Source organism: Gibbsiella dentisursi (assembly GCF_039539505.1).
Lineage (GTDB): Bacteria > Pseudomonadota > Gammaproteobacteria > Enterobacterales > Enterobacteriaceae > Gibbsiella > Gibbsiella quercinecans.
This window is the reverse complement of the sequence record NZ_BAABDG010000007.1, coordinates 648,047-668,048: the sequence shown is the minus strand read 5'-3', so window position 1 is coordinate 668,048 and position 20,002 is coordinate 648,047. Positions and strand designations below refer to the sequence as shown.

17 protein-coding genes are annotated in these 20,002 nt (G+C 59.8%); 14 read left to right on the top strand and 3 right to left on the bottom strand.

All coding sequences use genetic code 11. The features are described from left to right. Positions 1–38: 38 nt before the first annotated feature. The 5 genes from ABFX35_RS17180 (at position 39) to ABFX35_RS17160 (ending at position 6,630) form a co-directional block, all read left to right on the top strand. Entirely contained in the window at positions 39–1,340 is a 1,302-nt protein-coding gene (locus ABFX35_RS17180; RefSeq protein ID WP_346082285.1) for an MFS transporter, read from the top strand. A gap of 2 nt (positions 1,341–1,342) precedes the next feature. Then, entirely contained in the window at positions 1,343–2,521 is a 1,179-nt protein-coding gene (locus ABFX35_RS17175) for an acetyl-CoA C-acetyltransferase (protein WP_346082284.1), read from the top strand. Positions 2,522–2,908: 387 nt separating this feature from the next. Beyond that, the gene (locus tag ABFX35_RS17170) at positions 2,909–4,282 is read left to right on the top strand and encodes a carbohydrate porin (RefSeq protein ID WP_346082283.1); all 1,374 of its coding nucleotides are present in this window, start codon (positions 2,909–2,911) and stop codon (positions 4,280–4,282) included. A 159-nt stretch (positions 4,283–4,441) separates the two neighbouring features. Next, positions 4,442–5,209: a histidine phosphatase family protein gene (locus ABFX35_RS17165; protein ID WP_428832212.1), complete on the top strand. Its 768-nt coding sequence runs from the start codon at positions 4,442–4,444 to the stop codon at positions 5,207–5,209. 95 nt (positions 5,210–5,304) lie between these two features. Beyond that, positions 5,305–6,630 carry an OprD family outer membrane porin gene (locus ABFX35_RS17160; protein WP_346082281.1) on the top strand — a complete coding sequence of 442 codons (1,326 nt, stop codon included), beginning with the start codon at positions 5,305–5,307 and terminating at the stop codon, positions 6,628–6,630. Between the two features lie 72 nt (positions 6,631–6,702). Here the strand turns inward: ABFX35_RS17160 and ABFX35_RS17155 are convergent, their stop codons facing one another. Next, positions 6,703–7,518 (bottom strand): 3-ketoacyl-ACP reductase, encoded by an 816-nt coding sequence (locus ABFX35_RS17155; protein ID WP_346082280.1) that lies wholly within the window; start codon positions 7,516–7,518, stop codon positions 6,703–6,705. A 612-nt stretch (positions 7,519–8,130) separates the two neighbouring features. Between ABFX35_RS17155 and ABFX35_RS17150 the strand changes: the two genes are divergently transcribed. Beyond that, on the top strand, positions 8,131–8,988 hold the full coding sequence (locus ABFX35_RS17150) for an aldo/keto reductase family oxidoreductase (RefSeq protein ID WP_346082279.1): 858 nt from the start codon (positions 8,131–8,133) through the stop codon (positions 8,986–8,988). A 51-nt stretch (positions 8,989–9,039) separates the two neighbouring features. Here the strand turns inward: ABFX35_RS17150 and ABFX35_RS17145 are convergent, their stop codons facing one another. Next, a complete protein-coding gene (locus tag ABFX35_RS17145) occupies positions 9,040–9,867 on the bottom strand; it encodes a MurR/RpiR family transcriptional regulator (protein WP_095847666.1) in 828 nt (275 codons plus the stop codon). A gap of 110 nt (positions 9,868–9,977) precedes the next feature. On the opposite strand from ABFX35_RS17145, the gene ABFX35_RS17140 reads away from it, so the two are divergent. Together ABFX35_RS17140 and ABFX35_RS17135 are read left to right on the top strand one after the other, a co-directional pair. Continuing rightward, a complete protein-coding gene (locus ABFX35_RS17140) occupies positions 9,978–11,540 on the top strand; it encodes a PTS transporter subunit EIIC (RefSeq protein WP_279029675.1) in 1,563 nt (520 codons plus the stop codon). Beyond that, the gene (locus ABFX35_RS17135; RefSeq protein ID WP_121555463.1) at positions 11,537–12,229 is read left to right on the top strand and encodes an N-acetylmannosamine-6-phosphate 2-epimerase; all 693 of its coding nucleotides are present in this window, start codon (positions 11,537–11,539) and stop codon (positions 12,227–12,229) included. The genes ABFX35_RS17140 and ABFX35_RS17135 overlap by 4 nt, the downstream gene beginning before the upstream one ends. 64 nt (positions 12,230–12,293) lie before the next feature. On the opposite strand, the gene ABFX35_RS17130 is transcribed toward ABFX35_RS17135, so the two are convergent. Beyond that, positions 12,294–13,205: a LysR family transcriptional regulator gene (locus ABFX35_RS17130; RefSeq protein ID WP_279029818.1), complete on the bottom strand. Its 912-nt coding sequence runs from the start codon at positions 13,203–13,205 to the stop codon at positions 12,294–12,296. Between the two features lie 110 nt (positions 13,206–13,315). Between ABFX35_RS17130 and ABFX35_RS17125 the strand changes: the two genes are divergently transcribed. The 6 genes from ABFX35_RS17125 (at position 13,316) to ABFX35_RS17100 (ending at position 19,998) form a co-directional block, all read left to right on the top strand. Further along, entirely contained in the window at positions 13,316–14,590 is a 1,275-nt protein-coding gene (locus ABFX35_RS17125) for an SGNH/GDSL hydrolase family protein (protein WP_346082278.1), read from the top strand. Positions 14,591–14,593: 3 nt separating this feature from the next. Next, a complete protein-coding gene (locus tag ABFX35_RS17120) occupies positions 14,594–15,715 on the top strand; it encodes an alkene reductase (RefSeq protein ID WP_095847671.1) in 1,122 nt (373 codons plus the stop codon). Then, positions 15,705–16,901, top strand: a complete 1,197-nt coding sequence (locus ABFX35_RS17115; protein ID WP_346082277.1) for an MFS transporter — start codon at positions 15,705–15,707, stop codon at positions 16,899–16,901. Before ABFX35_RS17120 ends, ABFX35_RS17115 begins: the two co-directional genes overlap by 11 nt. 147 nt (positions 16,902–17,048) lie before the next feature. After that, on the top strand, positions 17,049–18,269 hold the full coding sequence (locus ABFX35_RS17110) for an ABC transporter substrate-binding protein (protein WP_279029141.1): 1,221 nt from the start codon (positions 17,049–17,051) through the stop codon (positions 18,267–18,269). 50 nt (positions 18,270–18,319) lie between these two features. Further along, positions 18,320–19,189 (top strand): carbohydrate ABC transporter permease, encoded by an 870-nt coding sequence (locus ABFX35_RS17105; protein ID WP_346082276.1) that lies wholly within the window; start codon positions 18,320–18,322, stop codon positions 19,187–19,189. After that, positions 19,186–19,998 carry a carbohydrate ABC transporter permease gene (locus ABFX35_RS17100; RefSeq protein ID WP_095847675.1) on the top strand — a complete coding sequence of 271 codons (813 nt, stop codon included), beginning with the start codon at positions 19,186–19,188 and terminating at the stop codon, positions 19,996–19,998. The genes ABFX35_RS17105 and ABFX35_RS17100 overlap by 4 nt, the downstream gene beginning before the upstream one ends. Positions 19,999–20,002 lie beyond the last annotated feature (4 nt).

The following is a 20,002-nucleotide window of genomic DNA, read 5'->3' as shown; positions in this document are numbered from 1 at the left end:
AGGACAACAACGCTATGATTGCGCAGGAAAATAATAGGGTGCAGACCGCCGAAAATGGCCCCGACGTTGCGCACCGTGGGAATCACTTTGGCGTGCACGGCTGGCGCGTCATTGTGTTCCAGGGCGTGTTGTTTTGGATTGCCGCCGGTGCGGTGACTCACGGTCTGAACGTCATGTTGCCCGCTTTGGCGCGCAACTTTGGCCTGGACTACAGTGTGCTGCTTGCGCTGGCGACGCCGGCATCCTGGTCCTCGATCCTCGCCGGCCCGCTATGCGCGTGGTTGAGTGAAAAGAAAGGGGCCAAATTCAACGTCATCTTCTGCCTGATAGCCTGTGGCCTCTGTTATGGCCTGCTGGGATATTGCGGATCTTTTATCGGTTTCACGCTGCTATTCGCCGGTGTTTGCTTCTTTGGTACCGGCTTCGCCTATGTCGGCGGCACGGCGATCATGGCCAATTGGTTCGTGCGTAGGCAGGGGCTGGCGCTGGGGTGGTGCACCATCGGGCAGACGCTATCCAGCGCGTTCTTTGTGCCGACGCTGGCCGGGCTTTTTCTCTGGCTGGGCGTCCGTGACGGTTTCTGGGGCATTTCGGCGATGATGTTCATCGTGGCCGTCCTGGCGCAACGCTTTATCGCCAACCGGCCTGAGGATATGGGGCTTGCGCCTGATAACGGCGGGCTTTCCGGTGGAGAACAAACCGAACGGCGCCGCCAGCATGACGGCGACAGGTTCCCCCTGGGCATTGGGCAACTGCTGCGCATGCGGGACGTATGGTTTATGGGGATCGCGACCGGCGGCCTCTACATCATGCTGGTCGGGGTGACCAGCCAGATCGTGCCCCGGCTGGTGGGCATGGGCTATGCCCAGAGCACGGCCATCTTTTATATGACCCTATCGGCGCTGTGTGGTTTACCCGCGGCCTATGGCTGGGGCTGGTGCAACCAGCGCTTTGGCGTCCGGCGATCGCTGCTGTTCTACACCCTATGGTGGATGCTGGCGATAGTGATCAACATGCTTGCTCACCACGCCGTCGCGCTGTGGATCTCTTTGGTGATGATCGGCCTGGCGATGCCGGGGGCGACCAACCTAAGCACTGCGCTGATCGCCGCCAAGTTCCCCCGCCGCATCTATGTGCGGGCCCTCGGCATTATCCACCCGATCCAGTCGGTGGTGCGCTGTTCCGCATTTACCCTGTTGGCCTTCGGCCTGACTTATCTGGGGGGCTATGCCGGCGCTTATCTGCTGTTGGCCGGGGTGGGCGCGATAACGCTGTTGTTGTTTTGGTTGATTGATGTGACGCCGGTCAGTACCGGCATGACCGCAGATGACGCGAGGTAAATATGAAATCGTTGGTGATTGTGAGTGCCGTGCGCACTGCTATCGGTAAATTCGGCGGCAGTCTGACTACGGTCAGCGCTCCGCAACTGGGGGCGCTGGTGATGAGAACGGCGATCGAACGGGCGGCTGTCGCTCCCTCTGCCGTTGATGAAGTGCTTTTCGGTAATGTGTTGCAGGCGGGGTTGGGCCAAAACCCGGCGCGTCAGGCGATGTTGCAGGCCGGCCTGCCGGAAGATAAGCCGGCAACCAGCCTCAATATGGTTTGCGGCTCTGGGTTACAAAGCGTGATCGCCGCCGCGCAAAGTATTGCCGCCGGCACTGCCGAGGTGGTGCTGGCGGGCGGTATGGAAAATATGTCGGCGGCGCCTTATCTGCTCAATAAGGCGCGCTGGGGGTATCGCATGGGGGATTATCCCGTGAGGGATAGTATGGTCAACGATGGGCTGTCCTGCGCGATCAATCACTACCACATGGGCATCACGGCGGAAAACGTGTCGCGGCGCTGCGGCGTCAGCCGCCAGGAGCAGGATGAGTTTGCGTTGTTATCGCAGCAGCGGGCGGCGGCGGCGATTGAACGTGCCGCCTTCCGGGCGGAGATTGTTCCGGTGACCGTGCGCACCAAACAGGGAGACAGCCTGTTTACGGTGGATGAACACCCCAAGAGCGATACGACGTTGGCGAGCCTGACGAAACTGAAACCGGCGTTCGAGCCAGAGGGGACGGTTACCGCAGGCAACGCCTCGGGTATCAACGACGGCGCGGCGGCGCTGCTGGTGATGAGTGAGGAACGGGCGAAAAGCCTGGGCATTCGCCCGCTGGCCCGTATTCGCGGTTACGCGACCAGCGGCGTCGATCCCGCGTTGATGGGGCTGGGGCCTTTGCCCGCCACCCGCCTGGCGTTAAGCCGAGCCGGGTTGACCGTGCCGGATCTCGATCTGATCGAAGCGAATGAAGCCTTCGCCGCCCAATTCATCGCCGTTGCCCGTGAATTGAAGCTGGATATGGAAAAAACCAATGTTAACGGCGGCGCGATTGCATTAGGGCACCCGATCGGTGCTTCAGGGGCCCGTATTCTGGTCACGCTGCTGCATGCGCTGGCGGCCAAAGACAAAACGCTGGGGCTGGCGACGCTGTGTGTCGGCGGCGGGCAAGGCGTGGCGATGATCGTTGAGCGCGTTTAACCCCGGCAGGAAGGTGAAAAGAAAAATATACCGTAATAACGGAAACAACAATGTACGGCATAGGTAAAACGAACCGTATTAATATTGATTAGAGACGGAAATAAAGCAGTGATAATGGATAATATCCGCTGTAAGTGGATACTCTAAATAATTCGAGTTGCAGGAAAGCCAATACACCTGAAACTTGAAGTATGACGAGTATATAAATTATTGCTGCTTGAACGTCATTACTGTATTTCTCTGGACCGAAATAAAGTTTTAATAATCTTATTCGCGGCCTGTCGGTATTCATCTAACCAGGCTTAAAAATAAGAGTTAAAGATTTACTTTGCTGTTTTTGGTCGTTGATGACCGCGCATTTCCGTCCCATCGTGATGGGATAGCAATATGAAAATAACACCTCGTAATCTATGGCAGAGAATGTTGTGCTCTGGCGCGATCGCGTGCGCCATTATGCTGACGAATGGCGCCGCCGCTGCGGATGTGGAAAGTGCCGACCGGCCGTTGGCCGATACGGGAACATGGCTGAAAGAGCACGGCGTCACTCCCCATATCATGGTATCGCAGCTTTGGTTGGGGAACCCCAGCGCGGGAACCCGCACCGGTGAACAGTCGGCTTATACCCTGTTTTTCGCCGGTGCGGATTTCGATCTGGATCGCATGGGGCTGATCCCCGGCGGCAGCGTTCATTTCATGCAACTGTGGGTGCCTTTCAAAGACAACATCAGCCTGGGCGACGGCGCGGGCGGTTTACTGGCCGGCGATCCGCCGCCTTATATCCCTAAGGTCGCGCATTTACTGCGTTTTGGTTATGAGCAGAAGCTGTTTAACGATCGGCTGTCGATTGAGCTTGGCAAGAGCAACCCCGGTCAGTTTGTCGGTTTCACTAACTGCAATGTGCAATCGTCCTGTGTCAATACGGTATTGAATAAAACCGCGGTGTTCGGGCCGGCGCCCTATGCCGGCTGGGGTATGCGTGCGAGTTATCAGTTCACACCGGCCCTGGCATCCACCCTCGGTGCCTGGCGCACCTATCAGGCTTTTCCGTTCACCAACGGTTGGGAACGGTGGGACGATGATTATGGTTCAGGCAGCACCTTGGTGGTCGCCAATATTGCACGCCGCGTGAACTGGCAGCAGGAAGCCTATCCATTTAACTGGGAAATGCTGGCGTTCTATAACGATCTGACCTTTGACGATGCCTATTACACGGTGAACGGCACCTCGAAAGTTTATGACGGCAACGCTGCGGTGCGCACGCATAAAGGCGTGTCAGGGATTTATTTGACGGCCAAAAAGGCCGTATGGCGAAGCGACGGCGGCGCCAACCCGCAGGATGACGCCCCCAGCGCCGTGAGCCTGCACGGCAGCATTACGCAAACCTTGCAGTCGGATGCTTATACGGGCGTCGCGACGCTGGCTGATGCCGGGGTGATCTGGTCCGGCCCCTGGCGCAGCCGTCCCCATGACAGCTATGGCCTGACGTTTCGCTACGGCCGCCTGACCGGGGGAGAACAGCGCTACTTGCAGGATACCTACGATTCCCTGGGCGGGGCCGGCTGGCGAGTGCCGCGCAATGAATACCAGTTGAGCATCGACGCATCGTTCATGCTGACGCCGGAGATCAATCTGACCATGACGGGTTCCCGCGTCTGGAACAACACGAACTGGCAGTACGCCGCCACCAGCGTCAAACCTGAAAATGGCTACACCTTCTGGCTGCAGGCAAATGTGATGTTGGAAAAGCTGCTCGGCCTGTAATCGCGGTAAATGCGGCGAACTGCCGATCGGGCTGTAGCAGGCCGTTCGCCGGGGGTTGATTTAAAAATATTCGCAATCTTGCTCTTACCATGACAACGGATGGGGGCATGAACCCCTATGGCGTCTCTATTTGTGCCCGATAAGGAATCCAGGATGAACATAAAAAAAGGGTTATTTATCTCTTTGCTTGCCGTTTCAACGGCATTAATCAATAACGCCGCCGCCGGGGAGGACGGCGTTACTATTTACTTTGCCCGCCATGGGAAAACGGTGCTCAATACTTACGATCGCGCGCAGGGGTGGGCCGATTCCCCCTTGGTCGCGCCCGGCATTGAAACCGCCCGCTACTTGGGCGCCGGGCTAAAAGGGATCCCGTTCGGCCGTTATTACACCAGTGATGCCGGGCGGCAGCGGGAAACCATGCAGATAATCCTGCAGGAAATGGGCCAGCCCCAGGCGCCGGTGGTGGAGCTTCTCGGCTTGCGCGAGGTATTCTTCGGCGGTTTTGAAGGGCTGTCGCTGGCGGATATGCTTGATCTCGCCGCGAAAAAATTAGGCTTTGCCGATCGTAAGGCAATGGATATCGTCATGCCCGCGATGCCCCTCGTGATCGACGCCATCAGCCAAATTGATGAGAAACAAGCGGCGGAAAACGCCGCCCAGGTGAAGGCCCGCACGCAGCAGGCGCTGCATACGATGGTGCAGGATGCGTTAAAAGCCGGGGATAAGCATGTGCTGGCCGTCTCTTCCGGGCTTTCCATCCTGATGATGATTTCAGATCTGACCGATAACCCGGCGAAGAACAGGCCGCTGGCCAACGCCGCGGTAGTCAAAATTACCTATAAAAACGGTAAATATACCGTAGCCGATATTGGCGATATGCAATATGTCGCCAAAGGCAAGGCGGCGCTGGAAAAAACGCCGTAGCGCAGAGCGCCGAAATAGCAACAGTGTGCGATAAGGCGGGGGCGTAATTCCCCGCCAGTGGATTGCTATTTTTTATATCAGGGAGAGTTATTACGATGAGAATTTACGCCGCCCGGAATTTTATTCATATCCTGCTCTTGTCTTTCATCACCAACGCCGCCGCGGAAAGCACGCTCAGCGCAATGGCCGCTTCGCCTTTTTTCACCGACGGCCAGGCGGAAATAGCGTTAAAGAATTACTGGAAATATTTAAAGGAAGATGCCGCCAACCCAAAGGCGGTGCACAACGCCTGGGGGCAAGGGATTGCAATGGGCTATCAGTCCGGCTATCTGGCTGACACGATCGGCGCCGATATCCATTACTATGGCGCGGTAAAATTAGCGGCCAATGATAATTTTAATTCCTGTGGCGTGTTATATAGCACCCAGAGTGCCAGCAGCAAATATAATGCTGCCGGCTACAGCAAGTTTGGCCAGCGTTATATCAAGCTGAAGGGGAATATCGGCGGCGCCGATCTCAACGCGCGCGTCGGTTGGCAAATGTTGCGCAATGATGGTGTGATTACCACCTCGTACCGTCTTTCTCCGACCACCTATCTGGGCTGGAGCGGCGGGGTGCGGCATGCCGGCTTTTCGCTGCACGGCGCTTATATTGAACGCAGCATAGAGCGCAACTCACCGAATAGCCTGCGCCTGCAAACCAACGACGGGCGTTCCATCCAGCATCTGTTTAGCGGTGAGCTGGGCTACGAGGGCCACGCGTTTACCGGCCAACTGGCGTACGGTGAATCGCAAAACTACCTGCGCCGCCAGATCCTGCGTATGGCGTTCAAGCCGGCGGCAAGGCTTAGCCTGGGCAGCCAGATTTACACCACGCAGGCGCTGGCAGGTTACAAGGCGATGGCGTTGAGCAAACGCAATTTTGACCGACAGGCCAATCATTATGCCCTCGACGCCAAATGGCAGGCGCCGCGCTGGAGCCTTAAGCTCGGCGTTGGCCATACGCGGGCGCCAAAGGGCGGCGGCGAGCTTGGTTTTTATCCGCGCCATATGGCGAAGAATGCTCGCGGCACCTTCACCTCAATGGCCTTTGCGGCCGAAGACTATATGCGTGACGGGGAAACCATGTTGGCCGCGCAGATCGACTATCGTATCACGCCTGAATTCACCGCCGGTATACTGAGCAACTATGGGCAGTTCAGCTATCAGGGCGTCGCCGTGCGTACCGGCGAGGTCAACGTTTTTGGCCGCTGGGCGCCTTCCCATCCCACGTTAAAAAATCTGGTTGTCTTCGCCATTGTTGGGCCGGGCTGGTCTTATAAAAACGAGAATAAAACGCCGGTGATAACCAACGGGCATTACCGGACGGCGCATACCCTGGGCGCCGAGTTCATCGCCGAATATCGCTTCAAATTGTTTTAAGCGGTGCAGCCATACCCTCTCCAGACGGAGAGGGCGTTTTGCCCCGGCATATGCCAGCGGCAGGGATTGTCGTCATGTTGCTTGTGGAATATCAACGCCGCCGGAAATATACAGCGCTTCGCCAGTCATATAGGGCAGTTGGCCGCGGGCCAGCGTGCCGATCGCGCGGGCGATATCGCTGGCTTCCCCCCAGCGGCTGAGCGGAACCCTGCCTGATTCGATCCATTCATCTACGGCGGTGCGCCCAAGAGAAGCGGTCATCGGCGTGCGCATAAAGCCGGGGCGGATCTCATGAACGTGGATACCGTGCGGCGCCAGCTTGATCGCGAACAGTTTGCTGACCATTGACAGTGCGGCCTTTGTCGTACAGTACTGGCTGCGATCGGTAGACACCATGCCCGCCGCGATGGACGTAATAAAGATAATGGCGCGATAATCTGCGGCATCAACGGCTTTCTGCGCCAGCATCAGTTTCGCGGCGCGCTGGGTCAGGAAGAAGGTTCCGCGCAGGTTGATCGCGACGGAGCGATCAAAGGCTTCGGGTGTTAATTCAAGCAGATCCGTCAACGGGCGGGCGGCAATACCGGCGTTGTTGACGAGGCAGTCCAGGCGCCCATAGTCGTTGACGATCTGCGCCAGTACCGCGGTGTGTTGCCCGAGTTCGGCGATATCCAGCATATAGTAGCGATGGCGCCCGCGCCCATCGGCAATAAACTGGGCGGCCTCTTCCCCTAACCGGTTCTCAGGGTGCAAATCGATGATGGCGATATCAAACCCGTCGCTATCAAGTTGTTTTGCGGTGGCCAGCCCCAGGCCCTGCAACCCCCCAGTGACGATGGCGACCGGGCGTGGATGACGATTGAACGTTGTCGTGGTGGCGTTATGCATTTTATTTCTCCTGGTGGTAGGGTATATGCGCTTGCCAAATGAACCGTTTGCCGCTTCGGCAGATTAAGGGGAGCATGGCACGGCAGCACAACGCTTTTCTGCTCATGACAAGCATTCCATCCTGTTAAAAACCGCCGTTGTGGCGGCCCTATTTCACACTGCGGCTCGAATTATTTTCGATATATATCAACTTTGCGTCGGTTTAAATTATCCTATTGGATGATGGACTTTCCAAGTTGAATAAAGTGAAAGTCCATTCGGCGGACTTAGTTTTAATGGGTAACAACATCTTATTTGTCGGGAGGGAAATATCTGTAGGATGAATTATCCTTAATATACCAGCAGCCTATTGGCCGCTTTGTTTTTTTATAAGAATCTGTCTTCGAAATAAACGTCGCTGCTACAGCAGCCAAAATTTTTGGCGATGCCGGCCATCGATTGGATATATACTTTCAATAAAAGCGCCGATGCGTTTTTCATGCAATCCCGCAGGTGCTTTTACAGGCTGGTTGGCATTGTTCTGAACGCCGTACAGCCTGTCTCTGTTTGGGCGTATAGTCGTACAGGTCAACGGCCCGTACAATGAAACAAACCCCGAACAGGAGAGCCACAATGTCTAACATTCATGCGTCCGGCAGTTATCAACTGGGCGATCGGCAGGTGAAACGCATCGGCTATGGCGCAATGCAACTGGCTGGGCCTGGGGTGTTTGGCCCGCCCAAGGATCCGCAAATGTGCATTCGCGTGCTGCGCGAAGCCGTGGCCGCCGGCGTTAACCATATCGATACGTCCGATTTTTACGGCCCTCACGTCACCAACAAGCTGATCAAAGAAGCGCTCCATCCCTACGTGGACGATCTGTGCATCGTCACCAAGGTGGGCGCGCGGCGGGATGATAAAGGCAACTGGCTGCCGGCCTTTTCACCGAAAGAGCTCACCCAGGCGGTGGAAGACAACCTGCGCCATTTGGGGCTGGACGTGCTGGATGTCGTCAACCTGCGCAGCATGTTCGATCCGCATCAGCCCGCCGAAGGCCCGCTGGAAGAACCCTTAACCGTGTTGGCGGAGCTGAAGGCGCGTGGCCTGATCCGCCATATCGGCCTGAGCCACGTCACGGCCAGGCAGGTTGCCGATGCGCAGAAAATCACGCCGGTGGCCTGTGTGCAAAACCACTACAATCTGGCTCACCGCCAGGACGATAGCCTGGTTGATGCCCTGGCTGCGCAGGGGATTCCGTTGGTGCCGTATTTCCCGCTGGGCGGTTTTTCGCCCCTGCAATCTGCGGCGCTGGACGATGTGGCCGGCAGGCTGGGCGCCACGCCGATGCAGGTCGCGCTGGCTTGGTTGCTGCAGCGCTCGCCGAATATTCTGCTGATCCCCGGCACCTCATCGCTGGGCCATCTGCAGGAAAACCTGGCGGCGGCGCACCTGCAGTTATCGCCGGCGGATATCAGCCAACTGGAGCAGTAAGGCGGTAAGGGCAGCCGCAGCGCTGCCCATCGTTTCTGCGGCGCAGGCGCGTTACAGCAGCATCGGCAGCGTCACGCTCGCCGTTTCCTGGCTGCGCTGCGCATAGCGCGGATCGCACTTCAACAGCGCCATGATCAGCATTTCCACCAGCAGCATCACGCCCACCTTCGAATTCAATGCCCCGGCGGTGAACGGGCCTTCCGGTTTGGCCGCCACGAGCAGTACGTCGGCCAGGTTGGCCAGCGGGCTGCGCGAGGTGTTGCTCAACACAATGATCTTGCTGCCCCGTTTGCGGGCCTGCTCAACCACGTAAAGCACATCGCGGGTAGAGCCGGAGCTGGAGACGGCGAACGTCACGTCTTCCGCGCCCAGGCTGACGCAGTTCATCGCCGCCGAATGGCTATCGGTAAACGCCTGCGCCGGGATGCCCAGGCGCATCAGCTTATAGTGCAGGTAATCGCCGACCGTGGCGCTGGCCGCCACGCCGAAGATCTGAATGTGGCGTGCCTGATGGACGAGCGCGGCGGCGCTATCCAGATCCTCACGTTTGGTCAGCCTGCCGGTGTCGCGCAGGGACTGGGCGCATTCATCGATCAGGGTGTCGATATCATCCCGGCCGCTGGCGATGGCCGGCGCCGTTTGCTGAATGTCGAACGCCAGCGCCATCTTGAATTCGGTGTACCCTTTGCAGCCCAGGAGGCGGCACAGGCGGGTGATGGTGGCTTCACTGGTTTGGCTTTCCCGCGCCAGTTCGGTGATAGTCTGGTAGAGCACCCGCTCCGCCTGCGAAATAACGTAGCTGCCCAACTTCTGTAATGCCGGGCTAAGGCTTGGCAGATCCTGTTTCAGGTGCAGCAGCACATTCTCTTTCTCGTTCATCCCGTCCTCGCCCTGCGATCATAATCAAATCCTATGATGATAATTGTTTCCTTTTTCGATTGCTGTGATAAAAATTATCACTAATGGCTACGTCGGTGAGGAAAATTTTCATGTCGATATTTCGCAGCAGTGGCAACAGTCCCTGGTTTGAAAAAGCGCAACGCTTTGGCAAGTCGTTCATGTTGCCGATCGCGGTGTTACCGGCGGCCGGGTTACTCCTTGGGATCGGCGGCGCGCTGTCGAACCCCAATACCGTCACCGCTTACCCCTTCCTCGATATCCCCTGGCTACAGGGCATTTTCTCGGTGATGAGCAGCGCCGGCGCCGTCGTCTTTGCCAACCTGGCGGTGCTGTTTGCGGTCGGCGTGGCGGTGGGGCTGGCGCGCAGCGATAAGGGCACCGCCGGCCTGGCCGCGTTGCTGGCCTTTCTGGTGATGAACGCCACCATCAATAGCTTGCTGACGCTGAGCGGCAAGCTGGCCGCCAGTAATCCCGGCGCGGTGGGGCAGGGCATGACGCTGGGGATCCAAACGCTGGAAACCGGCGTGTTTGGCGGCGTGGTGGTGGGCCTGGTGTGCGCCTGGCTGCATCAACGTTATAACAAGATCAGCCTGCCGCAGTTTCTGGGTTTTTTCGGCGGCTCACGCTTTGTGCCGATCGTCTGTTCGCTGGCGGGGATCGCCCTGGGCGGCGTGATGGTGGTGGTATGGCCGCATTTCCAAAAAGTGATTTTTGGGCTGGGCGGCCTGGTGGAGCAAACCGGCTATATCGGCACCTTCTTGTACGGCTTTATTCTGCGCATGCTGGGGCCATTGGGGCTGCATCACATTTTCTACCTGCCGTTCTGGACCACCGCCCTGGGCGGCAGCGAAATGATTAACGGCCAATTGGTGGAGGGCACACAACGGATCTTCTTCGCGCAACTGGCCGATCCCGCTACCCGCCATTTCTATTCCGGCACCTCGCGCTTTATGTCGGGCCGCTTCATCACCATGATGTTCGGCTTGGTCGGCGCGTGCCTGGCGATGTATCACACCGCCAGGCCAGAGAACAAAAAACGCGTTGGCGGCCTGTTGCTGTCTGCGGCGCTCACCTCTTTCCTGACCGGTATCACCGAGCCGATCGAGTTCGCCTTCTTGTTTGTCGCGCCGTTGCTGTACGTATTGCACGCTTTTTTTGACGGCCTGGCGTTCATGCTGGCGCATATGCTCAACATCACCATCGGCCAGACGTTCTCGGGCGGTTTTATTGATTTTATTCTGTTCGGCGTCCTGCAGGGCGAAGCCAAAACGCATTGGCTCCGGGTTCCGTTGGTCGGGGTGCCTTGGTTCTTCCTTTATTACTTTTCGTTCCGTTTCCTGATCACCCGCTTCGATTTGAAAACGCCGGGGCGTGAGCAGGAAACGTTGGCTCCCGATGCGCCGCTGGCGGCGGCAGGATCGCGCGCTGAACTGGCGATCGCCGCGTTGGGCGGCCAACACAACATTGATGAACTGGACTGCTGTGCCACCCGGCTGCGCGTGACGGTGAAAGACGGCGCCTTGGTCGACGAAGCGCTACTGAAACAGACCGGCGCGCGGGCCGTGGTCAGCCATGGCAAGGGCATTCAGGTGATCTATGGCCCGCAGGTTACCGTGATCAAAAATGAAATTGAGGAGAGATTGGCACTATGAGCCGGACGATGTTGGAAACCATCAAAGGGAAATTGGTTGTCTCTTGCCAGGCGTTAGCCGATGAACCCCTGCACAGTGATTTTATTATGAGCCGCATGGCGTTGGCAGCCCAGCAAGGCGGCGCCGCGGCGATCCGCGCTAATAGTGTGGCCGATATCAAAGCGATTATGGCGGCGGTGGCGCTGCCGGTCATCGGCATCATAAAGCGTGATTACCCCGACAGCGCCATCTTCATCACCGCCACGCTGCAAGAAGTGGAAGAGTTAATGGCCGCGGCGCCGGCTATGATCGCGCTGGACGCTACGGCGCGCCCACGCCCGGGCGGCGTTTCGCTGCCGGAACTGGTCTGCGAAATCCGCCGCCGCTATCCGCAACTGCTGCTGATGGCGGATATCGCCACGCTGGAAGAAGCGCGCGCCGCCGACGCGCTGGGGTTTGACTGCATCGGCACGACGCTGCATGGCTATACCGCGGAAACGCAGGGCCGCAGCCTGCCGATGGATGATTTCGCGTTTCTTCAGCAGGTGCTGGCGGCGGTCGCCAGGCCGGTGATCGCCGAAGGGAATATCACGACGCCGGCGATGATGGCGCGCTGCCTGCAGTTGGGCGCCCATGCGGTGGTGGTTGGGGGCGCCATTACCCGCCCGCAGCAGATCACTGCGCGTTTTGTGGCCGCGCTGCCGGAATAAAGAGCGGGCATGGCGTGCTTACGCCATGCCAACAGCGCCGCCCATTTCTTTCCCGCCAACCGGGCTACTCCGCGCCGATCTTGACCCGCTCAACGAGGAAATCCAGCAAAGCGCGCACCCGTAGCGGCAGGTAGCCCCCCTGGCCGACGAATACCGCGTGGATTTCTTCGATATCGCCGGGGTTGCACGCCTCAAGCACCGGCAGCAGCCGGCCGGCGGCGATGTCTTCGCGCACCTGAAACGCCGCCAGACGCGTCAGGCCCAGGCCGCAAAGCGCCAGGCGGTGCAGCGCTTCGCCGTCGCTGGCCTGCGCATTGCCGCCGATCGGCACGGTGATGTCCTCCCCCTGGTAACGCAGCGGCCAGCCGGGTTGGGCGCGCACATAGTTGGCGCCCAGCAGGTTGTGATGCGCCAATTCATCCGGCGTGGTCGGCATGCCGTTGCGCGCCAGATAATCCGGCGCGCCGACGATCATCATGCGCGTCTGGCCGAGTTTGCGCGCCACCAGGCTGGAGTCTTTGAGCGGGCCGGCGCGCACGGCCACGTCGGTGCGCTGTTCCAGAATATCAATGACCTCATCGGTCAGTACGATATCTAACGCCACGTCGGGGTAGCGGGCGAGAAATTCCGGCGCCAGCGGCAACAGAAAATGGTGGCCGAACGGCACGTTGGCATTCACCCGCAGCCGCCCGCGCGGCGTCGAGTGGGCGCTGGCGCAACGTTCCGCTTCAGCCAGATCGGCCAGGATGCGCACGCCGCGCTCGTAAAAGGCGCAGCCTTCCGGCGTGAGCTGGAGCTGGCGGGTCGAGCGGTTCAACAGCCGGGTGCCCAGCCGGCGTTCCAGGCGAGTGATCAGCTTGCTTACGGCGGAGGGCGTCATCCCACAGGCGCGCGCAGCGGCAGAAAACCCACCCTGTTCAATAACCTGCACAAAAACGTCCAGTTCACCGGAACGGTTGATTTCCAGCCGGGCCATCGTGGTCTCCTTATGACTTCAATTCATAAATGTTTTTCCTGAAGGCAGTCTAGTCCATTTTTGCCGTTAGGTTCACCCTTTAGCGACACATTGCCATTGAGATCACCAGGATGAAAAACGCCAAAACCCTATCGGCAGGCATGCTGCTGGCCAGTGCATTCACCGCAGGAGGCGCGGCGGCATCCGCTTCCCATTGGGTGGCCAGTTGGAGCGCCAGCCCCCAGCCCGTTTGGGATGCGGATTTTTTATTTCCGCGCAATGCGCCCGCGCAACTGCACGATCATACCGTGCGCCAGTTGGTGCGCGTCAGTTTGGGCGGGCCACGGATACGCATCGTCTTGTCCAACGCCTACGGCGACCGGCCGCTTTTTTTGGGCCAGGCGACGGCCGCCCAGCCAGCGCCCGACGGGGCCATACACGTTGAGAGCCTGCGTACCATTACCTTCGGCGGCCAGGCGGCGGCGGTGATCCCGCCCGGCGCCGTGCTGCTTAGCGATCCGATCGCGCTGCCGGTGCCCGCCTTGGGGCAGGTGGCGGTGAGTCTGTACCTGCCGGCGGCTATTCCCATCAGCACCTTCCACTGGGATGGCCGCCAGACCGGCTGGATTGTACCGGGCGATCGGGTGATGGCGCCGGCGCTGTCCGGCGGGGAAACCACGACGACGCGGCTGCTGCTGGCCGGGGTTCAAGTCGAGGCGCCCGCAGCGGCGCGCGCGGTGGCGGTTATTGGCGATTCGATCACCGATGGCGCCGCCGCCAGCCTGGATAACAACGCGCGCTGGCCCGATTTCCTGGCCGCCCGCCTGGCGCCGCATGGCGTTGCCGTGCTCAACGCCGGTATTTCCGGCGGGCGTTTGTTATCCGACGGCATGGGCGTCAATGCACTGGCGCGCTGGGAGCGTGATGTGCTGGCGCAGCCGGGCGTGCAAAGCGCCATTGTGATGCTGGGGATCAATGATATTGCCTGGCCGGGAACGGCATTCGCGCCGGCAAGCGCGCCCCCCACGCTGGCCGCGTTAACCGCGGGGTACCGTCAACTGATTGCGCAGGCGCACAGCCACGGCGTGCGCGTCATCGGCGCCACGCTGACGCCGTTCGAGGGCGCATTGCCCGGCACGCCGCTGGAGGATTACTACCAGCCGGCCAAGGATGCCCTGCGCCGGCAGGTGAATGACTGGATACGCCACAGCGGCGCGTTCGATGCAGTGATCGACGCCGATGCCATTCTGCGCGATGGCGCGCACTGCGCCCGCCTGGCGGCCCGTTTCGATTCCGGCGATCGCCTGCACCCGGGTGATGAGGGCAACCGCGCGCTGGCCGCGGCCGTCGATCTACCGGCCTTGTTACCGGATCTTAAACTGCCGGCCACCACACAGGAGCACTAACCTATGCTTTTTACCCCTTATCAAATGGGCGATCTGACGTTGCCCAACCGAATCGTGATGCCGCCGATGACCCGTTCGCGCGCCGGCGCCGCTAACGTACCGACGGCCCTGATGGCCGAATATTATGCGCAGCGCGCCTCGGCCGGATTGATCGTCAGTGAAGGCACGCAAATCAGTCAGCAGGGGCAAGGCTATGCCTGGACGCCCGGCATCCACAGCCCCGAACAGGTTGCCGGCTGGCGCGGCGTAACCACCGCGGTGCACGCCGCCGGCGGACGCATCTTCGCACAGCTTTGGCACGTCGGCCGTGTTTCCCATACGTCATTGCAGCCCGCAGGGGCGGCGCCGGTGTCCTCTTCGCCGCTGCGGGCCGAGGGCGTGAGCGTATTTATCGATCCCGACGGCAAAGGGCCGCTGGCCGGCATGGGCGAAAAGGTACCGCACTCGGCGCCGCGTGCGCTGAAAATAACGGAAATCGCCGGCATCGTGCGTGATTATGCCGATGCCGCGCGTAATGCGCTGGCGGCCGGCTTCGACGGCGTAGAGCTGCACGCCGCCAACGGCTACCTGATCAACCAGTTCATCGACTCCCAGGCCAACGCCCGGCGCGATGAATACGGCGGCAGCCTGGGCAACCGCCTGCGATTCCTGCGCGAAGTGGTTGAGGCGGTCGCTGCCGTCACCGGCCCGGAGCGGCTCGGTGTCCGGCTTGCGCCATTAACCACCCTGCAGGGCGCGGTGGACGATACGCCGCAGGCGACCTATCTGGCCGCCGCCCGTTTGCTTGGCGAACGTCATGTCGCCTACCTGCACATCGCCGAGGCGGATTGGGAGGATGCCCCCGAGATGCCGGCAGCGTTCAAAGAAGCGCTGCGGCTGATCTATGGCGGGACGCTGATTTATGCCGGTAAGTACACGTTGGCGCGCGCCGAGGCGGCGTTGCGACACGGCTGGGCAGATTTGATCGGCTTTGGGCGGCCGTTTATCGCTAACCCGGATTTGCCCGCGCGCCTGCGCCTGGGGCTGCCGTTGAACCTGCCGGACGCCGATCGCTTTTTCGGCGGTGCGGCGGCAGGCTATACCGATTATCCGTTCGCCACGCAGGAGGGGCCGCATGCGTCGTAAGGACCATACCCACCCCGGCATCTATGCGCTGGCCATTGGGGCGTTTGCGATTGGCGTCGCGGAGTTCATCGTGGTCGGCGTACTGCCGGCCATTGCCGCAGAATTCAGCGTGCCGCTGGCCAGCGCGGGTGGGCTGGTGGGGCTATACGCCTTCGCATTGGCGATCGGCACGCCGTTGGTGGTGCTGGCGCTGGCGCGTTTGCCGCGTAAAACGGTGTTGCTGGGGTTGGTGGCGCTGTTTCTGGCGGGCAACCTGCTGTCGGCGTTGTCTGCCAGCTACCCGATGCTGTTGGCCGGGCGTAGCATCACCGCGGTGGCGCACGGCAGTTTCTTTGCGATCGGCGCCACCATCGCCGCGCGCCTGGCGCCGGAAGGGCAGGCCAGCCGGGCGATTGCGGTGATGTTCGCCGGGTTGAACCTGGCGATGGTGGTTGGCGTGCCGCTGGGGAGTTTTATCGGCAACAGTTTTGGCTGGCGCTTGCCGTTTTTCGCCGTGGCGCTGTTGGCCGGGCTGGCTTGGTTGGCGGCCGCGCGCTGGGTGCCGAACTTGCCCACCCTGGCCGCCGCGCGGGGAAGGGAGCAGTTGGCCGCGTTACGCCAGCCGGCGGTGCTGGCGATGATGTGCATCACCGCATTGGGGTTTGGCGCCAGCTTTGCCGCTTTCACCTTTATCACGCCGATTCTGGTCGACATCAGCGGGTTTTCGCTGCATAGCGCCAGCCTGTTGCTGGTGGTGTTTGGCGCGGCAACGCTGGTGGGCAATCTGCTGGGCGGGCGGCTGGCGGCAAGCCTGGGCTGGCCGCTGGCGCTGCGGCGTATGTTTGCCGGGCTGCTGGTGGTCTTCGCGGCGTTGGCGTTATTGATGACCAGCAAGACGGCGATGGTGCCGCTGTTGTTTATCTGGGGCGTATTCGCCTTCGGCATGTCGCCGGGGTTCCAGACCGGGATGTTGGATACCGCCGAACGCTGGGCGCCGCGGGCGGTGGATTTTGCTTCGGCGCTGAATATCTCGGCCTTTAATCTGGGCATTACCCTTGGCCAGGCCTGCGGCAGCACCTTGGTGGCGCAGGGGCAGTTGGCCCACACCCCCTGGGCCGGGTTTGCGCTGGCGTTGTTGGCCCAGCTTCCCTTGCTGTGGCTGGCACGCCGGCATCGCTGCCATGCGGGTAGGGCCGGTTGCCGGTAATCGGGAAGACGGGCGGCGCGTCGGCGCCGCCTATTAACTTTTACGGCGTTGTAATCTGGGTGACATTTTTCCTCTCTAGGCTGGTGCTCATTGAAATGCACGCGCGTGCAAAAAGACGCATTCATGAGCAATGTTGAGGAGATATCCATGTTCCAACGCACCATCCTTGCCGCTACGCTGTTGGCCACCACGTTTGGCGCTCTGGCGAGCGAACTGGTTATTGCCGGCCGCGACAGCAGCTATGGCGAAGCGCTGCAGTACGTCGTGGACGCCTACCAAAAAGCCCACCCGGAAACCAAAATCACCCTGGTGAAGCGCCCGAATAAGGGCCTTTACGAGAACATCGCGCTGTCTATGCGTGAAAAGACCGGTAATTACGATGTCATTCAAATGGATGATGCCTGGGCGCCGGAGTTTTTCAGCAACCACTGGCTGGCGCCGTTGGCCAACGATGTGGCAGACAGCGATTTCATTACGGCGCCGTTTGATATTGGCCGTTATCCCGATGCCAATGGCGCGATCTACGCATTGCCGATGGTGGGCAACGTCGCCATGTTCGCCTGGAACCGCGCGGAGTTTGAAAAATACCACCTCTCACAGCCGAAAACCTGGCGTGATGTTCTCAACGCTGCGCAGGTGATTAATCAGCATTCAGAGATGAAGGGCGTGGTGTTCCGCGGCGTGAAGGGCAACCCGATCGTCACCGGGTTCCTGCCGATTCTGTGGGGCTATGGTGGCGACGTGGTGGACCAACACGGCAAGGCGACGCTGGATTCGCCGCAGGCGAAGCAGGCGCTGGAAACGTTCCTGACCATGAAGCAGTACGCGGCGCGCGGCGTGGATGTTTATAACGCCGATGAAGTGCGCGACGCGTTGCAAAAAGGCCGCGCCGCCATGGCGATCGAAGTGTGGCCGGCCTGGGTGCCGAATTTGGATAACCCGGAAGTGTCGAAAGTCGTCGGCGAGATGGAAATCATGGCGCCGCCGGCGGAAGTCGGTAAACCGTCGCCGATGCTGGGGCTTTGGCAATTGGCGATCCCGGCAGATGCGAAAAACAAAACCGATGCGGCAGCTTTCCTCACCTTCGCCACCAGTGCCGATATGCAGAAAACGCTGGCGTTGAGCTACGGCATGCCGCCAACGCGCGCCAGCGTCTATGCCGACAAAGACGTGGTGGCGAAATACCGCTGGTATCCGCAGCAGGCCGAAGCGTTGAAAATCGGCAAGGCGCGCCCGCGCATTCAGAACTGGGCCGAGGTTGAAAGCATCCTGGGCGATTACCTGCAAATGGCCATGATGGGCCAGATGAGCGCCGAACAGGCGCTGCAGCAGGCCCAGCGCAGCATTAGCCGCATCATCAAAATGTAATTGGCTCAACGGCGCTGTGCGTTAACGCCAGCGCCAATTCGGATTGATTTATGTTTTCTGAAAATCGTAAACAATGCCTGATTCTGCTGTTGCCCGCCCTGGCGATTCTGGGATTATTAACGGCGTACCCTATCGTCAGCGTGATTTATCACGCCTTCGGCGAAGTCGATCGTGCAAACAACCACTATCAGTTTGTCGGGTTGGCTAACTTCCGCACCCTGTTCGATGACTTTTTCTTTGTCGCTGCGATTAAAAATACCCTGGTGTTTACCGTGGTGGCCTCGGTGGCGCAGGTGGTGCTTGGCCTTGGCATTGCGCTGCTGTTTCACCGCCGTTTTCCCGGGCGCCGCCTGGCCCTGCCGCTGTTTATCTACCCGATGATGATCTCGACCATGGTGTGCTCGGCAATTTGGCGCGCCTGGTTCAATTACGATTACGGCTTGCTGAACACGGTGTTGACCGCGTTGGGCCTGCCGGCGCAAGAATGGTTGTTTAACCCCCATCTGGCGCTGTACGCCATTGCGCTGGTGGATACCTGGCAATGGACGCCGATGGCGTTTCTGATCGTGCTGGCCGGCCTGCAATCCATCCCGAAAGACATCAGCGAAGCCGCGCTGGTTGATGGCGCCAAAGGCTGGCGCGCCTTTGTCTACATCACCCTGCCGCAGATTAAAAACCAGGTGATATTGGCGTTTTTGCTGCGTGCGATCGATACCTTCAAGCTGTTTGACAAGGTGTACGTGATGACCGGCGGCGGGCCGGGCAACGCCACTGAAACGCTGTCGATGTTTGTCTATAAATATGGCTTCCGCTTTTTTGATCTGGGGATGGCGAGCAGCTCGGCGCTGGTCATGCTGGCGATCTCGCTGGCGATGACGCTGTTTTATGCCCGCAAAGTGATGAAGGGGAGCACACGATGAAAGCGTATCTTCACCCGCTGTGGGTTTGGCTGATCGTCGTGCTGTTTATTCTGCCGATTGTCTGGATGTTCGGCACGGCCTTCAAGCCGCCGGGCGAAATTCTCAACGCCGGCGCCAACCTGCTGCCGCGGCAGATCAGCTTCGCATCCTTCAAGGCGATCTGGCAGGGGGATTTGCCGATGCTGGTCGGCAATACGCTGTTTGTCTCGCTGGCTTCCACCGCCGTATCGGTGATGGCCGGCGTGCTGGCGGCCTATGCGCTGGTGCGTTACCGCTTCCCGGCTCGCCTGGATATGCTGTTTTTACTGGCGGTGCTGGTGATCAAAATGATGCCGCCGATCGTGGTGGCAATCCCGCTCTATTCGTTGATGAACCAACTGGGGCTACTGGATACCCGGCTCGGGCTGGTGCTGGTCTATCAGGTTTATACCCTGCCGTTTTGCATCTGGATGCTGCTGGGCTTCGTGCGCGACATCCCGGCAGAAATTGAAGAGGCCGCGGCGATGGATGGCGCGCGCCTGAGCAAACGCCTGGCGTTGATCGTGCTGCCGCTGTGCGCGCCGGGCCTGGTTGCCACCGCGATTTTCGCCATGATCCTCGGCTGGAATGAGTTTCTTTTCTCACTGCTGTTTCTGCATAGTCCGGATAAGCTCACCTTGCCGCTGTTTATTTCCAATTTTGTTACCGAAGACGGCACCGTCTGGGGCCAGTTGATGGCGACCGGCATCGTCTCATCCCTGCCGATGCTGGCGCTGGCCAGCTACATGCAGCGCTACCTGCTGCGCGGTTTTTCGATGGGGCTGAAATAGGACA

Coding starts and splice junctions, on each gene's coding strand:
- ABFX35_RS17140 (WP_279029675.1), top strand. CDS start 9,978: ATGTCGATATTTCGCAGCAGTGGCAACAGTCCCTGGTTTGAAAAAGCG.
- ABFX35_RS17130 (WP_279029818.1), bottom strand. CDS start 13,205: ATGGCCCGGCTGGAAATCAACCGTTCCGGTGAACTGGACGTTTTTGTG.
- ABFX35_RS17175 (WP_346082284.1), top strand. CDS start 1,343: ATGAAATCGTTGGTGATTGTGAGTGCCGTGCGCACTGCTATCGGTAAA.
- ABFX35_RS17145 (WP_095847666.1), bottom strand. CDS start 9,867: ATGAACGAGAAAGAGAATGTGCTGCTGCACCTGAAACAGGATCTGCCA.
- ABFX35_RS17155 (WP_346082280.1), bottom strand. CDS start 7,518: ATGCATAACGCCACCACGACAACGTTCAATCGTCATCCACGCCCGGTC.
- ABFX35_RS17100 (WP_095847675.1), top strand. CDS start 19,186: ATGAAAGCGTATCTTCACCCGCTGTGGGTTTGGCTGATCGTCGTGCTG.
- ABFX35_RS17125 (WP_346082278.1), top strand. CDS start 13,316: ATGAAAAACGCCAAAACCCTATCGGCAGGCATGCTGCTGGCCAGTGCA.
- ABFX35_RS17170 (WP_346082283.1), top strand. CDS start 2,909: ATGAAAATAACACCTCGTAATCTATGGCAGAGAATGTTGTGCTCTGGC.
- ABFX35_RS17115 (WP_346082277.1), top strand. CDS start 15,705: ATGCGTCGTAAGGACCATACCCACCCCGGCATCTATGCGCTGGCCATT.
- ABFX35_RS17110 (WP_279029141.1), top strand. CDS start 17,049: ATGTTCCAACGCACCATCCTTGCCGCTACGCTGTTGGCCACCACGTTT.
- ABFX35_RS17135 (WP_121555463.1), top strand. CDS start 11,537: ATGAGCCGGACGATGTTGGAAACCATCAAAGGGAAATTGGTTGTCTCT.
- ABFX35_RS17120 (WP_095847671.1), top strand. CDS start 14,594: ATGCTTTTTACCCCTTATCAAATGGGCGATCTGACGTTGCCCAACCGA.
- ABFX35_RS17150 (WP_346082279.1), top strand. CDS start 8,131: ATGTCTAACATTCATGCGTCCGGCAGTTATCAACTGGGCGATCGGCAG.
- ABFX35_RS17105 (WP_346082276.1), top strand. CDS start 18,320: ATGTTTTCTGAAAATCGTAAACAATGCCTGATTCTGCTGTTGCCCGCC.
- ABFX35_RS17160 (WP_346082281.1), top strand. CDS start 5,305: ATGAGAATTTACGCCGCCCGGAATTTTATTCATATCCTGCTCTTGTCT.